Source organism: Janthinobacterium sp. SUN206, from assembly GCF_030587305.1.
Lineage (GTDB): Bacteria > Pseudomonadota > Gammaproteobacteria > Burkholderiales > Burkholderiaceae_D > Janthinobacterium > Janthinobacterium kumbetense.
In genome coordinates this window covers 441,290-463,629 of record NZ_JAPWIB010000003.1, presented here as the reverse complement: position 1 = coordinate 463,629, position 22,340 = coordinate 441,290, and the positions used below count along the sequence as shown (strand labels likewise).

The following is a 22,340-nucleotide window of genomic DNA, read 5'->3' as shown; positions in this document are numbered from 1 at the left end:
CAGATCAATTATATATACCTTGATTCGTTTTAATTTTTTCCCGCAAGCCGATCATAATCAAATCGAGACCCGCATTAAAACGGTCGTCGATTTCCGCATTAAAGATGGCATCCATGGATGCGAGCACGTGCGGATAATGGTCGGCCGCCATGGCGGCGAAAGCGGCACGCCGGTTCGATAATGCATACATCGCGGCGCTTCCCGGTCCCGTGCCTTGCGCTTCCATGACAAAACCGAGCACATAATAGAGCAGCGTAAATGCGCTCCAGCTGGCCAGTTTCTCCGATGCCCCGGCTGCACGCATCGGGCCGATTAACGCTTCGGCGACGCGAAACACGTTTTCCGATATCACATAGGTACCGCCAAAGACGCGCACGCCATCGCGGCGGGCCGATAACGCCGCGCGCAGTTGCGCCGCCACCTGGCGCAACTGCGCTTCCCAGCCCGCATCCGCATCGACGTTCCTTGCCACGTCTTCGATCAGCACGTCGGCCATGCCATCAAGCAAAGCCTGCTTGTTCGCAAAATGCCAGTACAGCGAAGCGGCCTTGATGCCCATCGCGTCGGCCAGGCGACGCATGGTCAAGCCTTCGATACCCACTTCGTCCAGCAGCTCGAGCGCCCTGGCCACCACGGCTTCGCGTTGAATTTTCATTTTCCTGTCATTTCCCTTGAAACTCTAACGTCGTTAGTTTACCATTTTACACAGACTAACAACGTTAGATTGAGAGCGACATGCACAATAGCGATATCGAAGTCATCATCGTCGGCGCCGGCCCCGTCGGCCTGACCCTGGCCTGCGAATTGCGCCTGGCCGGCATCCGCGTGGCCATCCTGGAACGGCGGCCGCAGCGCAGCGCGCATTCGCGTGCGCTGACCATCCATGGCCGCACCCTGGAAATGCTGGGCTTGCGGGGCCTGGACCAGCGCTTTGTTGCGCTGGGCACGCCCTTGTCCAGCGGCCACTATGCGGGCCTCGATACCCGGCTCGATTTTTCCGGCTTCGACACGCCCCATCCCTACACCTTGTTCCTGCCGCAAAACACGACGGAACGCCTGCTGGAAGAGCAATTGCTGGAAGACGGCGTGGCAATTGTTCGCGGCGCGCTCGTGGAACAGACACAGCAGGATGACGATGGCGTCACGGTGGCCGGCACGCACGACGGCGCTCCATTCTGCCTGCGTGCCCGTTACCTGATCGGCACCGATGGCGCTCGCAGCCTCGTGCGCCAGCAGGCGGGCATCGCCTTCGACGGCGTGGCGGCCACGTGCAGCATGCTCATGGGAGATGTGCGGCTGCGCCATCCACCCGCGTCACCCATGCTGTCCCTGACGAACGCAGCGGGTAGCCTGATGATCGTGCCGCTGGGGCAAGGCCGCCACCGCGTCATCACCCTGAGTGCGCGCCGTCCCCAGGCTGCGGCGGCGGAAGCGGCCACCGTGGAGGAGTTGTCGCAGGCCAGCACGGCCATCGCGGACCACGATTTCGGCCTGCATGACGCCAGCTGGCTGTCGCGCTTCAACGACGAAACACGGTTGGCCCGGCGCTATCGCCAGGGACGCGTCTTCCTGGCCGGCGATGCCGCCCACATCCACATGCCGGCAGGCGGCCAGGGCATGAACGTGGGAATGCAGGACGCGATGAACCTGGGCTGGAAGCTAGCCGGCGTACTCAAGGGCTATGCGCCGGACAGCCTGCTCGACAGCTACCATGCGGAGCGCCATCCCGTTGGCGTGTCGTTGCAGCACAATACCCTCGCGCAAACGGCCATGCTGACGCGTTTTGACGCGCGCACCCTGGCCCTGCGCGCCACCATCAGCGACATGCTGGCGCAACCGGACGTCAACCGCGCGCTGGCCAGCGAGTTGTCCGGCTTTGGCGTGCGCTATCCCATCTCGCTGGGCTCTGACGCGAGCGCCGGCAGCGCAGACTGGATCGGCAGACGCGTGCCCGACTGGTTGCTGCGCCTAGCCGACGGCACGGCCGTGGGCATCCATGAACTGTTGCACGCGGGAAAATGGCTGCAGTTGGTCGTTGGCAATGCCGCGCACGCAGTACAACCGTATCGTTTCGATGCGGCCTGGCTCACCTCGCTGACCATCAAACCCGGCTGCCAGCCACTGGCCGGCATCAAAAGCCTGATGATCCGGCCCGATGGCTATGCGGACCACGCGGTCTGATTGACTTATCTCAAGACGAAAAAAAACGGCACCCGAAGGTGCCGTTCTTGTCAGCTAGCAGCGCAGATTACGCTTCGTCGCCGTGGTGTTGCTGGGTTTCGATGTCCTGCAGCGCTTCGGCAGCTTCGCCAGCCATCGAGGCTTTCTCGGCCAGCAGCAGCGCTTGACGCTCTTCCACTTCCCACGCTTCTTTCTCTTTGCGTGCGCGGTGGAAGGCCAGACCCGTACCGCCAGGAATCAGACGGCCGACGATGACGTTCTCTTTCAGGCCGCGCAGACCATCGCGCTTGCCCATGATCGCCGCTTCGGTCAGCACGCGGGTGGTTTCCTGGAACGATGCGGCCGAGATGAACGAATCGGTCGACAGCGATGCCTTGGTAATACCCAACAAGACGTTTTCGTAGGTCGCTGGAATCTTGTTCTCAACGGCCATGCGATCGTTCTCGTCCAACAGTTCCGAACGCTCTACCTGCTCGCCAACGATGTAGTTGGTGTCGCCGGCATTGACGATCTGAACGCGGCGCAGCATCTGACGCACGATCACTTCGATGTGCTTGTCATTGATCTTCACGCCTTGCAGACGGTACACGTCTTGCACTTCGTCAACGATGTAACGTGCCAGCGCTTCGATACCCAGCAGGCGCAGGATGTCTTGCGGATCGGCCGGGCCGTCCACGATCATCTCGCCCTTATTCACGACTTGGCCGTCATGCACCAGCACTTGTTTGTCCTTGGTAATCAAGAACTCATGCTTGTTGCCGTCCATGTCCGTGATTTCCAGACGCTGCTTGCCCTTGGTTTCTTTACCGAACGCAACCGTACCCGTGACTTCCGCCAGCATACCGGCATCTTTCGGCGAGCGCGCTTCGAACAGTTCCGCAACACGTGGCAGACCACCGGTAATATCGCGCGTTTTTTGCGATTCGGTAGGAATACGTGCCAGCACTTCACCCACCGATACCTGTTGACCGTCCTTGACCATGATCAGTGCGCCGACCTGGAAGCCGATCGCCACCGAGTGTTCGGTGCCGGCGATCTTGACTTCTTCGTTCGCGTCGTTGATCAGCTTGACTTGCGGACGCAACGTTTTCGTCAACGAACCGCGACGTTTCGCATCGATCGCCACCAGGGTGGACAGACCGGTCACTTCGTCGACCTGACGGGCTACGGTGACGCCTTCTTCGACGTTCTCGAAACGCACTTGACCGGCGTATTCGGTAATGATCGGACGGGTCAGCGGATCCCACGTTGCCAGGGCCGTACCGGCCTTGATGACCATGCCGTCCTTGACGATCAGGGTCGCGCCGTACGGTACTTTATGACGCTCACGCTCACGGCCATGGTCGTCGGTAATCAGCACTTCGCCGGAACGGGAAATGACGATTTGCGCGCCCTTGCCGTTCGTCACGTAACGCATGGTTGCCGTGAAGCGGATGGTACCGTTCGACTTGGCTTCCACCGACGATGCCACTGCTGCACGCGATGCCGCACCACCAATGTGGAACGTACGCATGGTCAGCTGGGTACCCGGCTCACCAATCGACTGCGCTGCCACCACACCGACGGCTTCGCCGGCGTTGACCAGCATGCCGCGGCCCAGGTCGCGGCCATAGCATTTGGCGCACAGGCCGAAGCGCGTGTCGCAAGTCAGTGGCGTGCGAACCTTGACTTCATCGATGGACAGACGTTCGATCTCTTCGACCATGTCTTCGTCCATCAAGGTGCCGGCTTCGTACAGCGTTTCCTGGGTTTCAGGATTGACGACGTCATGCACCACCACGCGGCCGAGGATACGGTCACGCAACGGTTCGATGACTTCACCACCTTCGACCAGTGCCTTCATGACGGCGCCGTTCATGGTGCCGCAATCGTCCTCGATCACCACCAAGTCTTGCGTCACGTCAACCAGACGACGCGTCAGGTAACCGGAGTTAGCCGTCTTCAACGCCGTATCGGCCAGACCTTTACGCGCACCGTGGGTCGAAATGAAGTACTGCAAAACGTTCAGACCTTCGCGGAAGTTCGCGGTAATCGGCGTTTCGATAATCGAGCCATCCGGTTTGGCCATCAGACCACGCATACCGGCCAACTGGCGAATCTGGGCTGCGGAACCGCGCGCGCCGGAGTCGGCCATCATGTAAATGGCGTTGAACGATTCTTGCGTCGACTTGGTGCCGTCGCGGCGGATCACGTCTTCGACTTTGAGCTGGTCCATCATGGCCTTGCCGACTTCATCCGAGGTCTTGCCCCAGATATCGACTACCTTGTTGTAACGCTCGCCGGCGGTCACGAGACCCGAGGCGTATTGCTGTTCGATCTGCTTGACTTCCGATTCGGCCGTCGCGATCAGGGTAACTTTTTGAGGCGGTACCAGCATGTCGTCGACGCAGATCGAGATACCGGCGCGTGTCGCCAGGCGGAAACCCGATTGCATCAGTTTGTCTGCGAACACCACGGTGGCGCGCAGGCCGCACTTGCGGAACGACGTGTTGATCAGCTTGGAAATTTCTTTCTTTTTCAGCGCGCGGTTCAGGACGGAGAACGGCAAGCCTTTAGGCAGAATTTCCGACAGGATCGCACGGCCGATCGTCGTTTCGTAGCGGGTAACCGTTTTCTCGAATTCGCCCGTTTCGGCGTTTTTCGGGTATTCGGTAATACGCACGGTAACGCGGGTCGTCAGTTCGACTTCCTTGTTGTCGTAGGCGCGGATCACTTCCGATACGTCAGGGAACATCATCCCTTCGTTCTTCGCATTGATCGCTTCGCGGGTCGCGTAGTACAGACCCAGCACGATATCCTGGGAAGGAACGATCGATGGTTCGCCGTTCGATGGGAACAGGATGTTGTTCGATGCCAGCATCAAAGTGCGTGCTTCCATCTGCGCTTCGATCGACAGAGGAACGTGGACCGCCATTTGGTCACCGTCAAAGTCGGCGTTGAATGCGGCGCAGACGAGCGGATGCAGCTGGATGGCCTTGCCTTCAATCAGGACTGGCTCGAACGCCTGGATACCCAGACGATGCAAGGTAGGTGCGCGGTTCAACATGATCGGATGTTCACGGATCACGTCTTCCAGGATGTCCCACACGACCGGCTCTTGAATCTCGACCAGCTTTTTCGCAGCCTTGATCGTAGTCGCCAGGCCCATCAGTTCCAGTTTATTGAAAATGAATGGCTTGAACAGTTCCAGCGCCATCAGTTTCGGCAAGCCGCACTGATGCAGTTTCAATTGCGGGCCCACGACGATGACCGAACGACCGGAGTAATCGACGCGTTTGCCCAGCAAGTTTTGACGGAAACGGCCGCCCTTGCCCTTGATCATCTCTGCCAGCGATTTCAGCGGACGCTTGTTGGCGCCGGTCATCGCTTTGCCGCGACGGCCGTTGTCCAGCAGCGAATCGACCGCTTCTTGCAGCATGCGCTTTTCGTTGCGCGTGATGATCTCTGGAGCGCGCAGCTCCATCAGGCGTTTCAGACGGTTGTTACGGTTGATGACGCGGCGATACAGATCGTTCAGATCCGAGGTCGCGAAACGGCCGCCATCCAGCGGTACCAGCGGACGCAGTTCCGGCGGCAGCACTGGCAGCACTTCCATGATCATCCAGTCAGGCTTGATGCCCGAACGTTGGAACGCTTCCAGCACTTTCAGGCGCTTCGCGTATTTCTTGATCTTGGCTTCGGATTTCGATTCCTTCAGTTCCACGCGCAGGGTTTCGGCATCGCGGTGGATGTCGATCGAGCGCAGCAGTTCACGGATACCTTCGGCGCCCATGAAGGCGGTGAAGTCGTCGCCGTACTCTTCGTACTTGGCGGCGTAGTCGTCTTCCGACATGATCTGGCATTTTTTCAGCGGGGTCATGCCTGGATCGGTCACGACGTATGCTTCAAAGTACAGCACGCGTTCGATGTCCCGCAGGGTCATGTCCAGGACCATGCCCAGACGCGACGGCAGCGACTTCAGGAACCAGATGTGCGCGGTAGGCGAGGCCAGCTCGATGTGGCCCATGCGCTCGCGGCGCACCTTGGCCAGGGTGACTTCGACGCCGCACTTTTCGCAGATCACGCCGCGGTGTTTCAGGCGCTTGTACTTGCCGCACAGGCATTCGTAATCCTTGATCGGGCCAAAGATCTTGGCGCAGAACAGGCCGTCGCGCTCAGGCTTGAAGGTACGGTAGTTGATGGTTTCCGGCTTCTTGACTTCGCCGTAGGACCACGAACGGATTTTCTCAGGCGAAGCGAGACCGATCTTGATTGCATCGAAGGTCTCGTTGGTCTGTACTTGCTTGAATAGATCGAGCAGTGCTTTCATGTATCACTCCAGAGGTGATTAAATTTCTATATTCCTGAGACTACATTGCCCGGCGTGGTTTCCCAGCCGGGCTTTGTGTTTCCCAAACCAAATGACAGGTGGCTGTCTTTTAGTTGCGTTCGAGGTCGATATCGATACCCAGCGAACGGATTTCCTTGACCAGCACGTTGAACGATTCCGGCATGCCGGCGTCGATCACGTGGTCGCCCTTGACGAGGTTCTCGTACACTTTGGTACGGCCATTCACGTCATCGGACTTGACGGTCAACATCTCTTGCAAGACATACGACGCGCCATACGCTTCCAGTGCCCAGACTTCCATCTCACCGAAACGCTGGCCACCGAACTGGGCTTTACCGCCCAGTGGCTGTTGCGTCACCAGCGAGTAAGGACCGGTCGAACGCGCATGCATCTTGTCATCAACCAAGTGATGCAGTTTCAGCATGTGCATGACGCCGACAGTAACCTTGCGCTCGAACGCTTCACCGGTGCGACCGTCATACATGGTCACCTGGTTTTTCGAAGCGGTCATGCCCAGGTTCTTGGCGATGTCGTCCGGATACGCCAGGTCCAGCATGCGGCGGATCTCTTCTTCATTGGCGCCGTCGAACACTGGCGTGGCGAATGGAACACCTTTTTTCAGGTTTTCCGCCAGCTTCATGATCTCTTCGTCGTCGAAGTCGTTCAACTCTTCGGCACGGCCGTTGTCGTTGTAGATCGTCGTCAGGTACTTGCGCACTTGCTCGACCTTGGTTTGCGCCTTCAGCATTTCGCCGATGCGGATACCCAGACCCTTGGCAGCCCAGCCCAAGTGAGTCTCGAGAATCTGACCAACGTTCATCCGCGAAGGAACGCCCAGCGGGTTCAGCACAACGTCGGCTGGCGTGCCGTCGGCCATGTATGGCATATCTTCCACAGGAACAATACGGGAAACCACACCCTTGTTACCGTGGCGACCTGCCATCTTGTCGCCCGACTGCAGGCGGCGTTTCACGGCCAGGTACACCTTGACCATTTTTTGCACGCCTGGTTGCAGCTCATCGCCTTGCGTCAGTTTCTTGCGCTTCTCTTCGAAGGCCAGATCGAACTGGTGACGCTTCTCATTGATCGATTCCTTGATCGCTTCCAGCGCTACTGCTGCATCGTCGTCCGCAGGGCGGATGTCGAACCAGTGGTATTTGTCCAGATCGGCCAGGTATTCCTTGGTGATCTTGGCGCCTTTGGCCAGCTTTTTCGGGCCGCCGTTGACAACTTTGCCGATCAGCATTTTTTCCAGACGCTGGAAGGCATCGCCTTCAACGATACGCATCTGGTCGTTCAAATCCAGACGGAAGCGTTTCAGTTCGTCATCGATAATTTGCTGGGCACGCTTGTCGCGCACGATGCCTTCACGGGTGAAGACTTGCACGTCGATCACGGTACCGATCATGCCCGAAGGCACGCGCAGCGAGGTATCTTTCACGTCCGACGCTTTTTCGCCGAAAATCGCGCGCAGCAGCTTCTCTTCCGGGGTCAGCTGGGTTTCGCCTTTTGGCGTCACTTTACCAACCAGGGTATCGCCGGCTTGTACTTCCGCGCCGATGTAGACGATACCGGACTCATCCAGACGTGCCAGCTGATTTTCAGCCAGGTTCGAGATGTCGCGCGTAATTTCTTCCGCGCCCAGTTTCGTGTCACGGGCAACAACCGACAACTCTTCGATGTGAATCGAGGTGTAGCGGTCGTCCTTGACGACGTTTTCCGAGATCAGGATCGAATCTTCGAAGTTCAGACCATTCCATGGCATGAAGGCCACGGTCATGTTCTGGCCCAGCGCCAATTCACCCAAGTCGGTCGATGCGCCGTCGGCGATCACGTCGCGCTTGGCAACACGGTCGCCCACTTGCACGATAGGACGCTGGTTGATGTTGGTGTTCTGGTTCGAACGGGTGTACTTGATCAGGTTGTAGATGTCGACGCCCACTTCACCAGCGGTAGCTTCGTCATCGTTCACGCGAATCACGACACGGCCCGCATCGATGTAATCGACGATACCGCCACGCAGCGCTTGCACGGTCGTGCCCGAGTCGACCGCAACGGTGCGTTCGATACCAGTACCGACCAGCGCTTTTTCCGGACGCAAGCAAGGCACGGCCTGGCGTTGCATGTTGGCGCCCATCAATGCACGGTTCGCATCATCGTGTTCGAGGAACGGAATCAGCGAGGCAGCGACGGAAACGATCTGGCCTGGCGCCACGTCCATGTACTGGATGCGCTCTGGAGAGACCAGGATGGTTTCGCCGGCTTCACGGGCCGAGACCAGTTCATCGGACAGCATGCCTTCGTCGTTGATGGTCGCATTCGCCTGAGCGATGATGTAGCGGCCTTCTTCGATGGCGGACAGGTAGTCGATCTGATCGGTAATCTTGGAGCCTTCGACCTTGCGGTACGGGGTTTCCAGGAAGCCGTATTCATTCAGGCGGGCATACAGAGCCAGCGAGTTGATCAGACCAATGTTCGGACCTTCCGGTGTCTCGATCGGGCAGACGCGGCCGTAGTGGGTCGGATGCACGTCGCGCACTTCAAAGCCGGCGCGTTCGCGTGTCAGACCGCCGGGTCCCAGAGCCGATACGCGGCGCTTGTGGGTAATTTCCGACAGAGGATTGGTTTGGTCCATGAACTGCGACAGCTGGGACGAACCGAAGAACTCGCGAATCGCGGCCGAAATCGGCTTCGAGTTGATCAGGTCGTGCGGCATCAGGTTGTCCGCTTCGGCTTGGCCGAGGCGTTCCTTGACGGCGCGCTCAACACGCACCAGGCCGGCGCGGAATTGATTCTCGGCCAGTTCGCCCACGCAACGTACGCGACGGTTACCCAGGTGATCGATATCGTCGACTTCGCCGCGGCCATTGCGCAGTTCCACCAGGATCTTGATCACGGCCAGCACGTCTTCGTTCGACAGGGTCATGGCGCCCGTCAGTTCATCGCGGCCAATGCGGCGGTTGAACTTCATGCGGCCCACGGCCGACAGGTCGTAGCGGTCCGAGTTGTAGAACAGGCCATTGAACAGCGCTTCAACGGAATCTTCCGTTGGCGGTTCGCCTGGACGCATCATGCGGTAGATCGCCACTTTCGCAGCCATCTGGTCGGCGGTGTCGTCGATACGCAGGGTTTGCGAGATGTAGGCGCCCTGATCCAGGTCGTTGGTGTACAAGGTCTGGATTTCGGAAATGTTGGCATCGCGCAAGCGACCCAGCAAGTCTTCCGTCAGCTCATCGTTCGCGGACGCGACGACTTCGCCGGTGTCGCCATCGACGATATTCTTCGCCAATACGCGGCCCAGCAGGTAGTCTTCCGGTACGGAAATGTGCTTGATGCCGGCAGCTTCGATATCACGCACGTGTTTCGCGTTGATACGCTTGTCTTTCAGCACCAGGGTCTTGCCCGACTTGTCGACGATGTCAAAGCGCGCCACTTCGCCGCGCAGACGTTCGGAGACGAATTCCATTTCCGCGCCTTCGGAGCGCAGGTTGAAATTATCGAAGACGAAGAAGTTCGCCAGGATTTGCTCGTGCGACATGCCGATGGCTTTGAGCAGGATCGTCACTGGCATCTTGCGGCGGCGGTCGACGCGGAAGAACAGGATGTCTTTCGGGTCGAACTCGAAGTCCAGCCACGAACCGCGGTAAGGAATGATACGCGCGGAGAACAGCAGCTTGCCCGACGAGTGGGTCTTGCCGCGGTCGTGCTCGAAGAACACGCCAGGCGAACGGTGCAGCTGGGAAACGATAACCCGCTCCGTGCCGTTGATGACGAACGAACCGGTGGTCGTCATGAGCGGCAATTCGCCCATGTAGACTTCCTGTTCTTTCATTTCCTTGACGACAGGCTTGGTTGGCGATTCCTTGTCCAGGATCACCAGGCGCACTTTCGCGCGCAGCGGCGACGCGAACGTCAGGCCACGTTGTTGACATTCTTTGACGTCAAAGGCAGGATCGCCCAGAACGTACGACAAGAATTCGAGACGCGCAAAACCATTGTGCGAAACGATAGGGAAAATCGAAGTGAAAGCCGACTGCAGGCCATCATTCTTGCGGCCGGACGGTGCTATGTCCTCTTGCAAGAAACTATGATAAGACTCGAGCTGGGTCGCCAGCAGGAACGGAACGTGGTGAACGTTGGCGCGCTTCGCGAATGATTTGCGAATGCGTTTCTTCTCAGTAAATGAGTAGTGCATGGACACTCCGTGAGTGACAGAAAGGATAGAAAATTCAGGTTTTGCAAGTGTTCGTTTGCACCGCTGCGTGTGACACAGACGAAACCTCAAGGCTCTGCTTTCCGGCTTGAATCGAACAAAACTGCTGCTACAAATACGATACAGACGACAAAGGAGCCAAAGTCGGATTTCCCCCCTTGCGAGGGGAAACCTCAGACTTTGACTCGGGCGCTAACTGACGCCGGTACAGATATTACTTCATCGAAGCGGTTGCGCCGGCTTCTACCAGTTTCTTAACTGCTGCTTCAGCATCAGCTTTCGACACTGCTTCTTTCACAGTTTTTGGTGCGCCATCGACCAGGTCTTTAGCTTCTTTCAAGCCCAGGCCGGTGATTTCGCGAACTGCTTTAATGACGCCAACTTTGTTTGCGCCGAAGGTGTCCAGAACAACGTTGAACTCGGTTTGCTCTTCAGCAGCTGCTGCTGGGCCTGCTGCAGGACCGGCCGAAGCCATCGCTGCTGCGGACACGCCGAATTTTTCTTCGAATGCTTTAACCAGGTCGTTCAGGTCCATTACGGACATGGCGCTAACTGCTTCCAGGATATCGTCTTTGCTAATTGCCATTTTGAAACTCCTAAATTTATTACGTTAGTTACATCAGATTGGTACTGAGAAAAAAGCGCGCGCAATTAAGCGGCTGCTGGGGCTTCTTCTGCTGCTGCTTCTGCAGGAGCTTCGGCGCCTTCGCCTTTTTTCGCTGCCAGGGCAGCCAGACCACGTGCAAAGCCCGAAACCGGAGCCAGCATAACGCCCAACAACTGCGAAATGAGAACTTCACGGCTAGGAATGCTCGCCAACGCGGTGACAGCAGCTGTATCCAGCGGCTTGCCTGCGTAGTTACCTGCTTTGATGACCAGTTTGTCGTTGGTTTTAGCGAAGTCAGCGATGACTTTAGCTGCTGCAACGGCATCGGCCGAGATCGAGTAGATCAACGGGCCGGTCATGGCATCTGCCAGGCTGGCGAATGCGGTACCTTCAACGGAGCGACGAGCCAGAGTGTTTTTCAACACACGCAGGTACACGCCTTGGGCACGCGCTTTAGCACGCAGTTGCGTCAAGTGACCAACCTGGATGCCACGATATTCGGCCACGACGATCGTTTGCGCATTTGCTACTTGTGCGGAAACTTCGGCGACGACGGCCTTTTTGTCATTCAGATTGAGACTCACGGTCAACCTCCTTAAATGATGTTCGGCAATCACAACCGAGTGGTTGAGCGCCTTGCATCGGTTCGAACACGGCGTCCGAAGTCAAGAAGTACTAAACTGAGCGGATGGATTCACGCAGCATGAGGACTACAAAACTTGTTCGGGTACACCATCTGCGTTGGGCACTCGCCGTTGCCGGCAAGCCTATTAACCTTCTGCATGTGCGATCGCAGTCGGCCCAACGGTCTTTGATTGTCTGCCTGCCCGGTGCGAACACCGGGCAGACAGCCCAAAGATGCGCCCGCAGCGCCCGAAGGCGCTACAGGACTTGATTCTGTTACTTAAGCTGCCAGGCTAGCCTGGTCAACACGGACGCCAGCGCCCATGGTCGACGACAGCGAAACTTTGCGCAGGTACACGCCTTTGCTCGATGCTGGCTTGGCTTTGTTCAGTGCGTCGATCAGTGCGACCAGATTCGACTTCAGATCTGCGTCAGCGAAGGATTTACGGCCGATGGTAGCGTGGATGATACCGGATTTGTCGGTACGGTACTGAACTTGACCGGCTTTCGCGTTTTTCACGGCGGTAGCGACGTCAGGAGTAACAGTGCCAACTTTCGGGTTAGGCATCATGCCGCGTGGGCCCAGGATCTGACCCAGGGTACCAACGATACGCATGGTATCTGGCGAAGCGATAACGATATCGAAAGGCATGTCGCCGGCTTTGATCTGCTCAGCCAGGTCTTCCATACCAACGATGTCGGCGCCAGCTGCTTTAGCAGCTTCAGCTTTTTCGCCCGACGCGAATACTGCCACGCGTACGGTTTTGCCGGTACCAGCTGGCAGCACGACGGAGCCGCGCACCACTTGGTCGGATTTCTTAGGATCGACGCCCAGTTGTACCGATACGTCGATCGATTCATTGAACTTGGCCGTTGCGCACTCTTTGATCAGAGCGACAGCGTTGTCGAAAGCGTACACTTTGGTACGGTCGACTTTGGCTTTCAAAGCCTTGATACGTTTGGATAACTTAGCCATTATACAACACCTTCCACCGTGATACCAATCGAACGAGCGGAACCAGCGATGGTGCGTACAGCAGCATCCATGTCGGCAGCGGTCAGATCAGGGGTTTTCAATTTAGCGATTTCTTCAGCTTGTGCGCGGGTCAGCGTACCGACTTTGTCGGTATGTGGCTTCGGCGAACCTTTGGTGATCGCAGCAGCTTTTTTGATCAGGTAGGTTGCTGGAGGCGTCTTCATCACGAACGTGAAGGACTTGTCCGCAAATGCGGTGATCACGACTGGAATCGGCATGCCTGGCTCCAGACCTTGGGTCTGTGCATTGAAGGCCTTGCAGAATTCCATGATGTTCAGACCACGTTGACCCAGAGCTGGACCGATTGGTGGGGATGGGTTTGCTTTACCAGCTGGCACTTGCAGCTTGATAAAACCAATGATTTTCTTTGCCATGATGGCTCCTATCTTGGATTGAGTAGTAGCGCCCCGCCGATCCTACCCTGGCGGGGCTCCTCTGACCGGATTTCGCTGAGACTGCCGCGACGCTCCTGGTGGCGCTTGATAATACTTAGACTTTTTCGACTTGGCCGAATTCGAGCTCTACCGGAGTAGCGCGACCGAAAATGGTGACCGAGACGCGCACTTTGGATTTCTCGTAATTGACTTCTTCGACATTGCCGTTGAAGTCGGTAAACGGACCATCCTTGATGCGTACTTGCTCGCCCACTTCGTACAAGGTTTTCGGACGGGGCTTTTCAACACCTTCCTGCATCTGCTTCATGATGCCGTCGATTTCGCGCGCGGAGATCGGCGTCGGCTTGTTCGACTTGCCACCAATAAAACCGGTAACCTTGCTAGTGTTCTTGACCAAGTGCCAACTTTCGTCCGTCATTTCCATTTCAACCAGCACATAGCCAGGATAGAAACGACGTTCGGTGACGGACTTGACACCATTCTTGACTTCGACAACTTCTTCGATCGGCACCAGGATCTGGCCGAACTGGTCTTGCATGCCCGCGCGCTCGATGCGCTCGGTCAGTGCGCGCATGACGCTTTTTTCCATGCCGGAATAAGCATGCACGACATACCAGCGCTTGCTGCTCACTGGCACGCTCAGCGCTGCACCAGTGTCCGCTACCGGAGCGTCGCCCGGAACGGACTCGTTCGCCGCTTCATCATGCACATTTTCGCTCATTATTTTTTCCAACCCAGAATTACGTCATACAACAAAAACTCGAGCAATTTATCCGTGCCCCACAGGAAAATCGCCATGACCAGCACAAAGGCAAACACGATCGCAGTAATCTGCGTGGCTTCTTTGCGGGTAGGCCAAACGACTTTCTTGGTTTCGCGCACAGCTTCTTTGGCGAAATTGAGAAATTCACGGCCGGTCGTCGAGACATACAAGAGCGCAACAGCAATAACCAAACCAGCCACAAGCGCGCTTGCACGCACCAGAGCTGGTTGGCCTGCCAGGTAATAAAACCCGACTACTCCTGCAATCGCAGCCACTATTGCCAGCGCGACTTTTATCTTGTCACTCGACGTGCTAACGGTTTGCACGGATTGATTTGACATTTTTCTACTTTCGGTGCCCTGCACCTTGACGGTGGCAGGGACGGAGGGCATCGAACCCCCAACCTTCGGTTTTGGAGACCGACGCTCTGCCAATTGAGCTACGTCCCTACGTAAAACTTTCGAGGAGTGCTATTCTACCACCCAGGACGCCCCGGGTGGAAGCATAACATTTCCTTATGCGATGATTTTTGCAACCACGCCGGCGCCGACGGTACGGCCGCCTTCGCGGATAGCGAAGCGCAGACCTTCTTCCATCGCGATCGGGTTGATCAGCTTGACGGTGATCGACACGTTATCGCCTGGCATGACCATTTCTTTGTCTGCTGGCAACTCGATCGAACCGGTTACGTCCGTCGTGCGGAAGTAGAACTGTGGACGATAGTTGTTGAAGAATGGCGTATGACGGCCGCCTTCGTCTTTCGACAGAACATAGATCTCGCCGGTGAAGTGAGCATGCGGCTTGATCGAGCCTGGTTTTGCCAGAACTTGACCACGTTGCACGTCTTCACGCTTGGTGCCGCGCAGCAGCAGACCAACGTTGTCGCCTGCTTGACCTTGGTCCAGCAGTTTGCGGAACATTTCCACGCCGGTGCAAGTCGTTTTGACGGTATCGGTGATACCAACGATTTCGATCTCTTCGCCGACTTTAACAATGCCGCGCTCGATACGACCGGTCACAACGGTACCGCGACCCGAGATCGAGAACACGTCTTCTACTGGCATCAGGAATGCACCGTCAACAGCGCGCTCTGGCGTTGGGATGTAAGCATCCAGCGCATCGGCCAGACGCAGCACTGCGTCAACGCCCATTTCGCCTTCTTTGCCTTCCAGCGCCATACGTGCCGAACCTTTGATGATTGGCAGGTCGTCGCCTGGGAATTCGTACTTCGACAACAGCTCGCGCACTTCCATTTCAACCAGTTCCAGCAGCTCTGCGTCGTCGACCAGGTCGCACTTGTTCAGGAACACGATGATGTATGGAACGCCAACTTGGCGGGCCAGCAGGATGTGTTCGCGGGTCTGTGGCATTGGGCCGTCAGCTGCGGAGCACACCAGGATCGCGCCGTCCATCTGGGCAGCACCGGTAATCATGTTTTTGATGTAATCGGCGTGGCCTGGGCAGTCAACGTGGGCGTAGTGACGCGTTTCCGTTTCGTACTCGACGTGGGCGGTGTTAATCGTGATACCGCGCGCTTTTTCTTCTGGAGCCGCATCGATCTGATCGTATGCTTTAGCTTCGCCGCCGAATTTCTTCGACAGAACCGTTGCGATTGCAGCGGTCAGCGTGGTTTTACCGTGGTCGACGTGGCCGATGGTGCCGACGTTGACGTGCGGCTTGGTCCGTTCGAATTTACCTTTTGCCATTTTGAACTCCTAATGATTTGATTAGATTGCTCAGGCACACGCCCGACGGTCTGGTTTGAATTGCTTCTGTGCTGCCTGCTGCGAATTCTGGTGCCCTTGACGTGGATCGAACACGTGGCCTCTCCCTTACCAAGGGAGTGCTCTACCACTGAGCTACAAGGGCTGTAATTTGTTGCATGCGATGCATCAAGCATCTGAACGGAAACTGGAGCGGGTGAAGGGAATCGAACCCTCGTCGTAAGCTTGGAAGGCTTCTGCTCTACCATTGAGCTACACCCGCGAGGTATCGTTCACTTTATCTTCACTTACTTTTGCTACTACCCAGTTTTCCTTGCAAAAACTTGGTGGAGGGGGCTGGATTCGAACCAGCGTACTCATAGAGAACAGATTTACAGTCTGTCGCCTTTAACCACTCGGCCACCCCTCCGCGGGAACCGCAGAGTATGAAGCATCTACTCACAACTGTCAACCTTATTTACTGATGCCTGACTGCTGCATTTGCTTATAAAGAAGAAGTTGGCTGCTTCGGGGCGTGATTATAAGCTCCCGATTTGAGAATGTGCAAGGGTTGGCGCGAAAAAGTCTGCTTTTTTTGGATTTTTTTTATCCCCCCCTGCCGGGAAGCCGCATTTTCCCGTCATTTTTCCCTTTTACCGGGCGTCAGGCGGATGCATCCAGGAGTTGCCGAGAGGCTTATATTTACGCAACAACTGCTGATGCAGGCCTGACAGCACGGGCAATTTGGGGTTGCGCGGGTCCAGGCGGCGCACGCCGGCGATAAACGTCAGCGCCTGCTGCCCCATGCGCTCATCCCAGCCTTCGTGTTCCAGGCACTTCAGCACGGCCACGGCCGCATTGAACACCACTTGCGGATTATCGGGCAGGCGCGTGACGGCTTCGCCCATCAAATCGACGGCGCCGCGGAAATCGCCCTCTCCCGCCCTGGCGGCGCCGGCCGCCACCATGTCGGCCACTTCCTGGCGGCTTTGCCGCGCCAGCGCCTTGGCCAGCTCTTCGCGCCCAGCATGTTCGAACACGGCCATGGCGCGCGTCATGGCGGCGCTGTCGGGCGCATTGCGCATGACTTCGCGCATCACCTCGGCGGCGCCATCTTCGCGCCCATGCGCCAGGCAGTGGCGCGCCAGTTCGGTTTTCAGCATGTTCGAGCCGCCCACGCTGTGGCGGTTGGCGGCCAGCGCCGCGTCCAGTGATTGCTGCAGGCGCTCCTCGTTGCCCGTATGCGCATGCAGCATGGCGCTGCACAGCGCGCTGCACAGTTCTGCATTCTTTTGCCCGCCCATCGACTTGTCGAGGTCGCGGATCACGGCGCCCACCTGCAGCGGGTCGCCCTTGCGCACCAGGGTCTGCACCAGGCGCACGTGGTCTTCCGGGTCGCGGAATTCCGAATACTTGGCCTTGCTGACGACCAACTTCAGGGATTTTTCCGCCATCTCGATATCGTCGGCCGCCAGGGCCGCCTCGCCCAAGCGGCGCAAGCGGCGCACGGCGTGCGGCGACAGGGCCACTGCTTCGCTCAGGGCGGCCTGCGCCAGTTCCGGCTTGCCTTGCGCCAGATGCGTGCGCGCCAGCCAGTCATATGCGTCGAGAAAACGCTTGTTGTTTTCCAGCAATCCCTCCAGGGTGCCTTGCGCCGCTTCGTACTCGCCCAGCAGGAACTGCGTCTTGGCCTGTCCCAGGCGCGCCCAGCCGATGGACTTGGCTGCGTACAGGCCCGCGTAGATCGGCTCGGCGTCGGCCGCTTCGCCCAGCAGCAGGTGCAATTCCGCGCGCAAGCGCAGAAAATCAGTGGCGTAACGGGGATACAGGCTGGCGCCCTCCGCGCAGGCGGCAATCGCCGCGCGCTCGTTGCCCACGTCGATCAACTCGTACACGGGCACGAAGGCGTTGCGCTTGTCCAGCGCACGGCCGATGCGTTCCAGCATGTTGTCAGCGGTGAAGGGCTTGAGGATGTAATCGGTGGGCAACAGTTCGACGGCGCTGACCACCTTGGCGAAGCTGCCTTCGCCCGTGACCATGAAAAACATGGTCGATGCGTGCATCAATTTGTGGTGGCGCAGGTCTTCCAGCATCTGCTGGCCATCCTGCCCGCCATCGAGATCGTATTCGCACAGGATCAAATCATACGATTTGCTGCCCAGCATGCGAATCGCCTGGCCCGAGCTGGCCGCGTCATCGATCTTCGCCAGGCCGCACAGGTTGAGCATATTGTGCAGGCTGGCGCGCATGCCCGGATGCGGCTCGATGATCAGTGCGCTAAGGCCCTTGAGTTCTTTCATGTCGTGATGTCCGAAAACTCCGCGGCGCGCCACACTGGTGCGTGGCGCCAGCCAGCATGAGGCTGCCGAGTATATGACGGCGCCGCGCGCAAGGGAATGGCGGCGTGCCGAAAAATGCCGACGACGTTGCTGCTCAAGCGACGGCGCGCTCCGGATGCCACAGTTGCGGCTCATGGTCGATCAGTTCCAGCAGCGCCGTCACCACTTCCGGATCGAACTGGCTGCCGCTGCGCTGTTCGATGTATTCGCGCACCTGCGGATACGGCCACGGCTCCTTGTAGGGCCGCTCGTGCAGCAAGGCGTCGAAGACGTCGACCACGGCAACGATGCGCGCGGCCACAGGAATGTCGCGCCCTTTCAAGCCATTCGGATAACCGGCGCCATCGAAGTGTTCGTGGTGGCCGCCGGCGATCTGCGCGCCATACGTGAGGTAGCTGACGCCGTCGACCATGTTGGCGGCCCGCTCGAGGATGGTGCGCCCGACGCTGGCGTGCAGCTGCATCTGCGCCCGCTCCTCGTCCGTATGCTTGCCGGGCTTGAGCAGCACGGCGTCCGGCGTGGCCACCTTGCCCACGTCGTGCAGGATGCTGGCCAGGCCGATCATGTCGAGCAGCTGCGGGGTCAGCTCGTCGGCATACACGCCGCGCTGCTGCATGCGCCGGGCGATAGCGTCGGACAACAACTGCACCCGCCGCACGTGGCCGCCCGTGTCGCTGTCGCGGAACTCGGCCAGGTCGGCCAGCGCCACCACGGTCGCTTCCTGCGCCTTGCGCAACTGGCCGAACATGTACAGGTTGTCGAAGGCGGCGGCGATACGCTGGCAAAACACTTCCAGCAAGTCGCGCTGGATCTGCGCCAGCGGCCACGGCGGCGTGACGGAAATGGCCAGCTCGCGGTTGCCTTCCGTATGGATGAACAGCACATTGGCCGGATGCTCGAACTGGCTGCGCTTTTCCGCAAACGCCTTGTCGATGGTGGACGTGAGGGCATGGTCGGCCGGCATCGCTTCGGACTCGGCCAGCACGGCATACGTGCCAGTGGCGGCCACCACCTCGGGCCGTCCGGCGCCGCCCTGCATCAGGCACAGCACGCCGTCGGCGCCCACGTCGAGGATGGCGCTGACCTGGTTCAGCACGCCGGAAGCGAATTCGCGCAGGGAATGGATCTGATACAGATTGGTGGCGCCGGCGAGGATCTTGCCCAGACCGATGCGGCTGCGTTCGAGCATCATCAGGCTCTCGTAGGCGCGCAGGGCCGAGATGACGGTGGTAAACAACTTTTGCGTCGTCAGTTCCGTCTTGGCCTTGTAATCGTTGATGTCGTATTCGATGATGACGCGCTGCTCGGGCGCCTGGCCCGGCTGGCCCGTGCGCAGCACGACGCGCACGATGGAGTTGTTCAGGTCGGCGCGGATGCGCTTGGCGAGGATCAGGCCGGCGTCATCCGTTTCCATCACCACGTCGAGCAGCACCAGCGCGATATCGGGCGTGTCGCGCAGGATGTCGTACGCCTCGCGGCCGCTGTAGGCGGAAAACAGTTCCAGTTCGCGGCCCTTGAAACTGACATTGCGCAGCGCCAGCCGCGTGACCGCATGCACGTCGACGTCATCATCGACGATCAGGACACGCCACAGGCGCTGGTCGGGCGCGGCCAGCCCGGCAGGACTGGCCACCGGCTCATCTTCGTCGAGCAGCCAGTTATCATCTGCATCGGCCTTGAGGTCGGTCATGAATACTCCTAATGGATAAGTTCGATGTGGACGCTGCGTTGACGCATATCAAGCATAATCAGATTAGATGCTGCTTACAACAGGATTCTGCGTACCGCCTTCGCTGGCGGACGGCGACGACGCCGGCGCCGAGGCACCGCTGCGCGTGGCGCCGCCACAACTATCCTGGCCCGGCCCGACGGCCTGGTAGCGCACTTCATACTTGCCCGCGCTGAGCTGCTCCACCAGCAGCTTGTCGTACGCGAGGATGTACAGGTAGCGCACGTTCGAGCGCCGCTCCGTGTCAAACAGCTTGACGAACACGGGCGCCGCATTGCCGCTGTTGTCGATGCTCACGGCCAGCTCATCGCCCTTGTTACCGATCGGGAATCCATCGACATAGCCGGAATGGGCCGGCCAGGGTTCGCCATTCGGCGCCACCAGCGATGGGGACTCGACCTTGCCTGCCCCATCGCAGGCGGGCTGGATGCCTTTCAAACTCAGCTGGGACACGGCCAGCACGCGGATCTCCGGCGTCTTCGCTTGCGGCGGCTCGGGCGCATACGGCTTGCCCACGGCCCAGCTGTCGACTGCCACCGCCTCGCCTTTCGACGACGACACGGCACCAGCCGCCGGCGTGGCCGCTTCCGCATGGGGCTTGGCGCCGTCGCGGGCCAGGCCGCTCCAGGCCGACGCCAGCGCGGCAGGCACGGGCTGCGACGTGTCGAGCATCAGCAAGGCGGCCAGCCAGCCCAGCAACAGGCAGATAAACAAACTCAGCCACCAGCGCCAGTTGCGCCAGACGGGTTGCAGGCCGCGCCGCGGCTTGCCCTTCGGCGGCGGCACATCCTGCGCCCAGGCGTGTTCATGCGGCTGGGCATGGCCTTTCGCGCGGCCATCGCGGCTCTTGCCTTCTTCCTGGTGGGTGCTTTCCAGCCATTCGATTTCCCACTCCTCGGCGGCGATCCACTCGTCGTGTTCCTTGCGGCGTTGTGGATCGGACAAGGTGCCATAGGCGCTGTTGAGGATCGCCATGATGCGGGCGGCCTTTTCGTCGCCGGGATTCTTGTCCGGGTGGTATTTCTGGCTGAGGGCTTTGTACGCGGCACGTATGACTTCCTGCGGCGCCAGGCGCGCCACCTTCAGGTTGTCATAGTGTGTATGTATCTTTCCCATCGTTCTATCTTGAAATCGGTGCGCGGCGACGGGTTCTTGCAGGATGGAACCGTGCTGTGTCGGTCATCATATACGATATGACAAGATAATAACCACCGGCGGACAGGAAATTGCAGGGCGATACTGCCCTGCCTTGATATTGCAGGCGCTTACAAGCGGTGACTGCGGTCGCTGGACAACAGCACTTCCGGCAACTCCACGCGGTGCCCCACTACCAGCACCTTGAACAATTCCCCCATCTCGGCGGGCGACACCAGTTTTTGCACGGCGCTCGCCTGCGGCAAATAGGTCTTGACCTGCTCCGGATCGGTGCGCAGCAGCAAGTCGCCGAGACCCGCGCCCAGCAGGAAGGACGCCTGGTTCATGTAGGCGAGCACATCGAGGCCCGCCTCCTGCGCCGCCACCGCCATCGCCGTAAAATCCACGTGGGCCGTGATGTCCTGCAAGCCGGGCAGATAAAACGGTTCCGCGTGGGCGTGATGGCGGTAATGGCACATCAGAGTGCCCGTGGCGCGCAAGTCCAGGTAATACTCATGCGCAGGGAAACCATAGTCGAACAGCACGGCCGCGCCGCCCTTGCCATTGGTCAGCATGCGCGCCAGCGAGCGCATGAAACCGCAGGCGACGCCATGAATTTCCGTGACATAGCCGACGGGCAAGGCGTCCGCCTCGGGCACCTGGGCGGCGATCTGCGCAGCCACGTCGGCGCCAGCGGGCCGTTCGACAAACACGAACTGGCCGTCGGCGATGCTGACGTCGAGTTCGCACCAGCCGGCGGGCGTCTTGCTGATCAGGTTGACGGGCATGGCGTCCAGCACTTCATTGCCGAACACGGCGCCCTCGAAACTGTCGGGAAAGCCGTCGAGCCACACCACTTGCGGGAAGGCTGCCAGCGCCAGCTCCTGGCGCGCACGCAATTCGCCGGACAGTTCGACGATCGCATACTGTTCCACAGGAATGCCGGCCTTCGCCGCTTCCGTCAGGATATCAAAGGCCAGCTTGCCCGTGCCGGCGCCGAATTCGAGGATGCGCGGGGCCGTTTGCGCCATAATAGCGGCTGCCACATGGGCCAGGGTGGCGCCGAACAGGGGCGAAATCTCCGGTGCGGTTGTAAAATCGCCATCTTTGCCCAGCTTGGCGGCGCCGCCGCTGTAATAGCCGAGGTCAGGCGCGTACAGCGCCAGCTCCATGAAGCGGACAAAGGGAATGGCGCCGTCATTGCGCGCGATTTCGGCGGCAATCTGGTGCTGCAAGGCATGGGACGCGGCCAGCGCGTCGCTATCGGGTGCGGGAAGAGACATTCC

At 58.9% G+C, this 22,340-nt stretch carries 15 protein-coding genes and 4 tRNA genes; 1 reads left to right on the top strand and 18 read right to left on the bottom strand.

The features are described 5' to 3' along the window. Positions 1-4: 4 nt before the first annotated feature. Entirely contained in the window at positions 5-655 is a 651-nt protein-coding gene (locus O3300_RS19055) for a TetR/AcrR family transcriptional regulator C-terminal domain-containing protein (protein WP_289899545.1), read from the bottom strand. Between the two features lie 80 nt (positions 656-735). Here O3300_RS19055 and O3300_RS19050 point away from each other — a divergent pair, with 80 nt between their 5' ends. Then, positions 736-2,181, top strand: a complete 1,446-nt coding sequence (locus O3300_RS19050) for an FAD-dependent monooxygenase (protein ID WP_305053814.1) — start codon at positions 736-738, stop codon at positions 2,179-2,181. Between the two features lie 67 nt (positions 2,182-2,248). Here O3300_RS19050 and rpoC read toward each other — a convergent pair whose 3' ends face one another. The 17 genes from rpoC to O3300_RS18965 all read right to left on the bottom strand — a co-directional run bounded on the left by rpoC (position 2,249) and on the right by O3300_RS18965 (position 22,337). Continuing rightward, positions 2,249-6,490 carry a DNA-directed RNA polymerase subunit beta' gene (gene rpoC / locus O3300_RS19045; RefSeq protein WP_034753138.1) on the bottom strand — a complete coding sequence of 1,414 codons (4,242 nt, stop codon included), beginning with the start codon at positions 6,488-6,490 and terminating at the stop codon, positions 2,249-2,251. 109 nt (positions 6,491-6,599) lie between these two features. Continuing rightward, entirely contained in the window at positions 6,600-10,706 is a 4,107-nt protein-coding gene (gene rpoB / locus O3300_RS19040) for a DNA-directed RNA polymerase subunit beta (protein ID WP_077398780.1), read from the bottom strand. Positions 10,707-10,938: 232 nt separating this feature from the next. Next, entirely contained in the window at positions 10,939-11,310 is a 372-nt protein-coding gene (rplL, locus tag O3300_RS19035; RefSeq protein ID WP_070223390.1) for a 50S ribosomal protein L7/L12, read from the bottom strand. Positions 11,311-11,375: 65 nt separating this feature from the next. Next, positions 11,376-11,915: a 50S ribosomal protein L10 gene (gene rplJ / locus O3300_RS19030; protein ID WP_034753621.1), complete on the bottom strand. Its 540-nt coding sequence runs from the start codon at positions 11,913-11,915 to the stop codon at positions 11,376-11,378. Positions 11,916-12,235: 320 nt separating this feature from the next. Next, entirely contained in the window at positions 12,236-12,931 is a 696-nt protein-coding gene (rplA, locus tag O3300_RS19025; protein ID WP_034753134.1) for a 50S ribosomal protein L1, read from the bottom strand. Continuing rightward, positions 12,931-13,365: a 50S ribosomal protein L11 gene (gene rplK, locus O3300_RS19020; protein WP_034753131.1), complete on the bottom strand. Its 435-nt coding sequence runs from the start codon at positions 13,363-13,365 to the stop codon at positions 12,931-12,933. The genes rplA and rplK overlap by 1 nt, the downstream gene beginning before the upstream one ends. A 115-nt stretch (positions 13,366-13,480) precedes the next feature. Continuing rightward, positions 13,481-14,107 carry a transcription termination/antitermination protein NusG gene (gene nusG, locus O3300_RS19015; protein WP_077398778.1) on the bottom strand — a complete coding sequence of 209 codons (627 nt, stop codon included), beginning with the start codon at positions 14,105-14,107 and terminating at the stop codon, positions 13,481-13,483. Further along, on the bottom strand, positions 14,107-14,490 hold the full coding sequence (gene secE / locus O3300_RS19010) for a preprotein translocase subunit SecE (RefSeq protein WP_010394308.1): 384 nt from the start codon (positions 14,488-14,490) through the stop codon (positions 14,107-14,109). Before secE ends, nusG begins: the two co-directional genes overlap by 1 nt. A 32-nt stretch (positions 14,491-14,522) precedes the next feature. Continuing rightward, positions 14,523-14,598: transfer RNA gene (locus O3300_RS19005), tRNA-Trp, on the bottom strand. Between the two features lie 66 nt (positions 14,599-14,664). Further along, a complete protein-coding gene (tuf, locus tag O3300_RS19000; protein WP_077398776.1) occupies positions 14,665-15,855 on the bottom strand; it encodes an elongation factor Tu in 1,191 nt (396 codons plus the stop codon). Positions 15,856-15,943: 88 nt separating this feature from the next. Then, positions 15,944-16,018 (bottom strand) — tRNA-Thr (locus O3300_RS18995). Between the two features lie 43 nt (positions 16,019-16,061). Further along, positions 16,062-16,135: transfer RNA gene (locus O3300_RS18990), tRNA-Gly, on the bottom strand. A 62-nt stretch (positions 16,136-16,197) separates the two neighbouring features. After that, positions 16,198-16,282, bottom strand: a tRNA-Tyr gene (locus O3300_RS18985). 223 nt (positions 16,283-16,505) lie between these two features. Continuing rightward, positions 16,506-18,152 (bottom strand): tetratricopeptide repeat-containing response regulator, encoded by a 1,647-nt coding sequence (locus O3300_RS18980; protein WP_077398774.1) that lies wholly within the window; start codon positions 18,150-18,152, stop codon positions 16,506-16,508. A 133-nt stretch (positions 18,153-18,285) separates the two neighbouring features. Next, positions 18,286-19,881: a DUF3369 domain-containing protein gene (locus O3300_RS18975; RefSeq protein WP_305053813.1), complete on the bottom strand. Its 1,596-nt coding sequence runs from the start codon at positions 19,879-19,881 to the stop codon at positions 18,286-18,288. 63 nt (positions 19,882-19,944) lie between these two features. After that, positions 19,945-21,036: a J domain-containing protein gene (locus tag O3300_RS18970; protein WP_305053812.1), complete on the bottom strand. Its 1,092-nt coding sequence runs from the start codon at positions 21,034-21,036 to the stop codon at positions 19,945-19,947. A 149-nt stretch (positions 21,037-21,185) separates the two neighbouring features. Then, entirely contained in the window at positions 21,186-22,337 is a 1,152-nt protein-coding gene (locus O3300_RS18965; RefSeq protein WP_305053811.1) for a class I SAM-dependent methyltransferase, read from the bottom strand. Between the last annotated feature and the right edge of the window lie 3 nt (positions 22,338-22,340).

Bases quoted from the DNA above. Each gene is read 5' to 3' on its own strand.
- O3300_RS19055 (WP_289899545.1), bottom strand. From the start codon at position 655: ATGAAAATTCAACGCGAAGCCGTGGTGGCCAGGGCGCTCGAGCTGCTG.
- O3300_RS19050 (WP_305053814.1), top strand. From the start codon at position 736: ATGCACAATAGCGATATCGAAGTCATCATCGTCGGCGCCGGCCCCGTC.
- rpoC (WP_034753138.1), bottom strand. From the start codon at position 6,490: ATGAAAGCACTGCTCGATCTATTCAAGCAAGTACAGACCAACGAGACC.
- rpoB (WP_077398780.1), bottom strand. From the start codon at position 10,706: ATGCACTACTCATTTACTGAGAAGAAACGCATTCGCAAATCATTCGCG.
- rplL (WP_070223390.1), bottom strand. From the start codon at position 11,310: ATGGCAATTAGCAAAGACGATATCCTGGAAGCAGTTAGCGCCATGTCC.
- rplA (WP_034753134.1), bottom strand. From the start codon at position 12,931: ATGGCTAAGTTATCCAAACGTATCAAGGCTTTGAAAGCCAAAGTCGAC.
- rplK (WP_034753131.1), bottom strand. From the start codon at position 13,365: ATGGCAAAGAAAATCATTGGTTTTATCAAGCTGCAAGTGCCAGCTGGT.
- nusG (WP_077398778.1), bottom strand. From the start codon at position 14,107: ATGAGCGAAAATGTGCATGATGAAGCGGCGAACGAGTCCGTTCCGGGC.
- secE (WP_010394308.1), bottom strand. From the start codon at position 14,490: ATGTCAAATCAATCCGTGCAAACCGTTAGCACGTCGAGTGACAAGATA.
- tuf (WP_077398776.1), bottom strand. From the start codon at position 15,855: ATGGCAAAAGGTAAATTCGAACGGACCAAGCCGCACGTCAACGTCGGC.
- O3300_RS18980 (WP_077398774.1), bottom strand. From the start codon at position 18,152: ATGAAAGAACTCAAGGGCCTTAGCGCACTGATCATCGAGCCGCATCCG.
- O3300_RS18975 (WP_305053813.1), bottom strand. From the start codon at position 19,881: ATGACCGACCTCAAGGCCGATGCAGATGATAACTGGCTGCTCGACGAA.
- O3300_RS18970 (WP_305053812.1), bottom strand. From the start codon at position 21,036: ATGGGAAAGATACATACACACTATGACAACCTGAAGGTGGCGCGCCTG.
- O3300_RS18965 (WP_305053811.1), bottom strand. From the start codon at position 22,337: ATGTCTCTTCCCGCACCCGATAGCGACGCGCTGGCCGCGTCCCATGCC.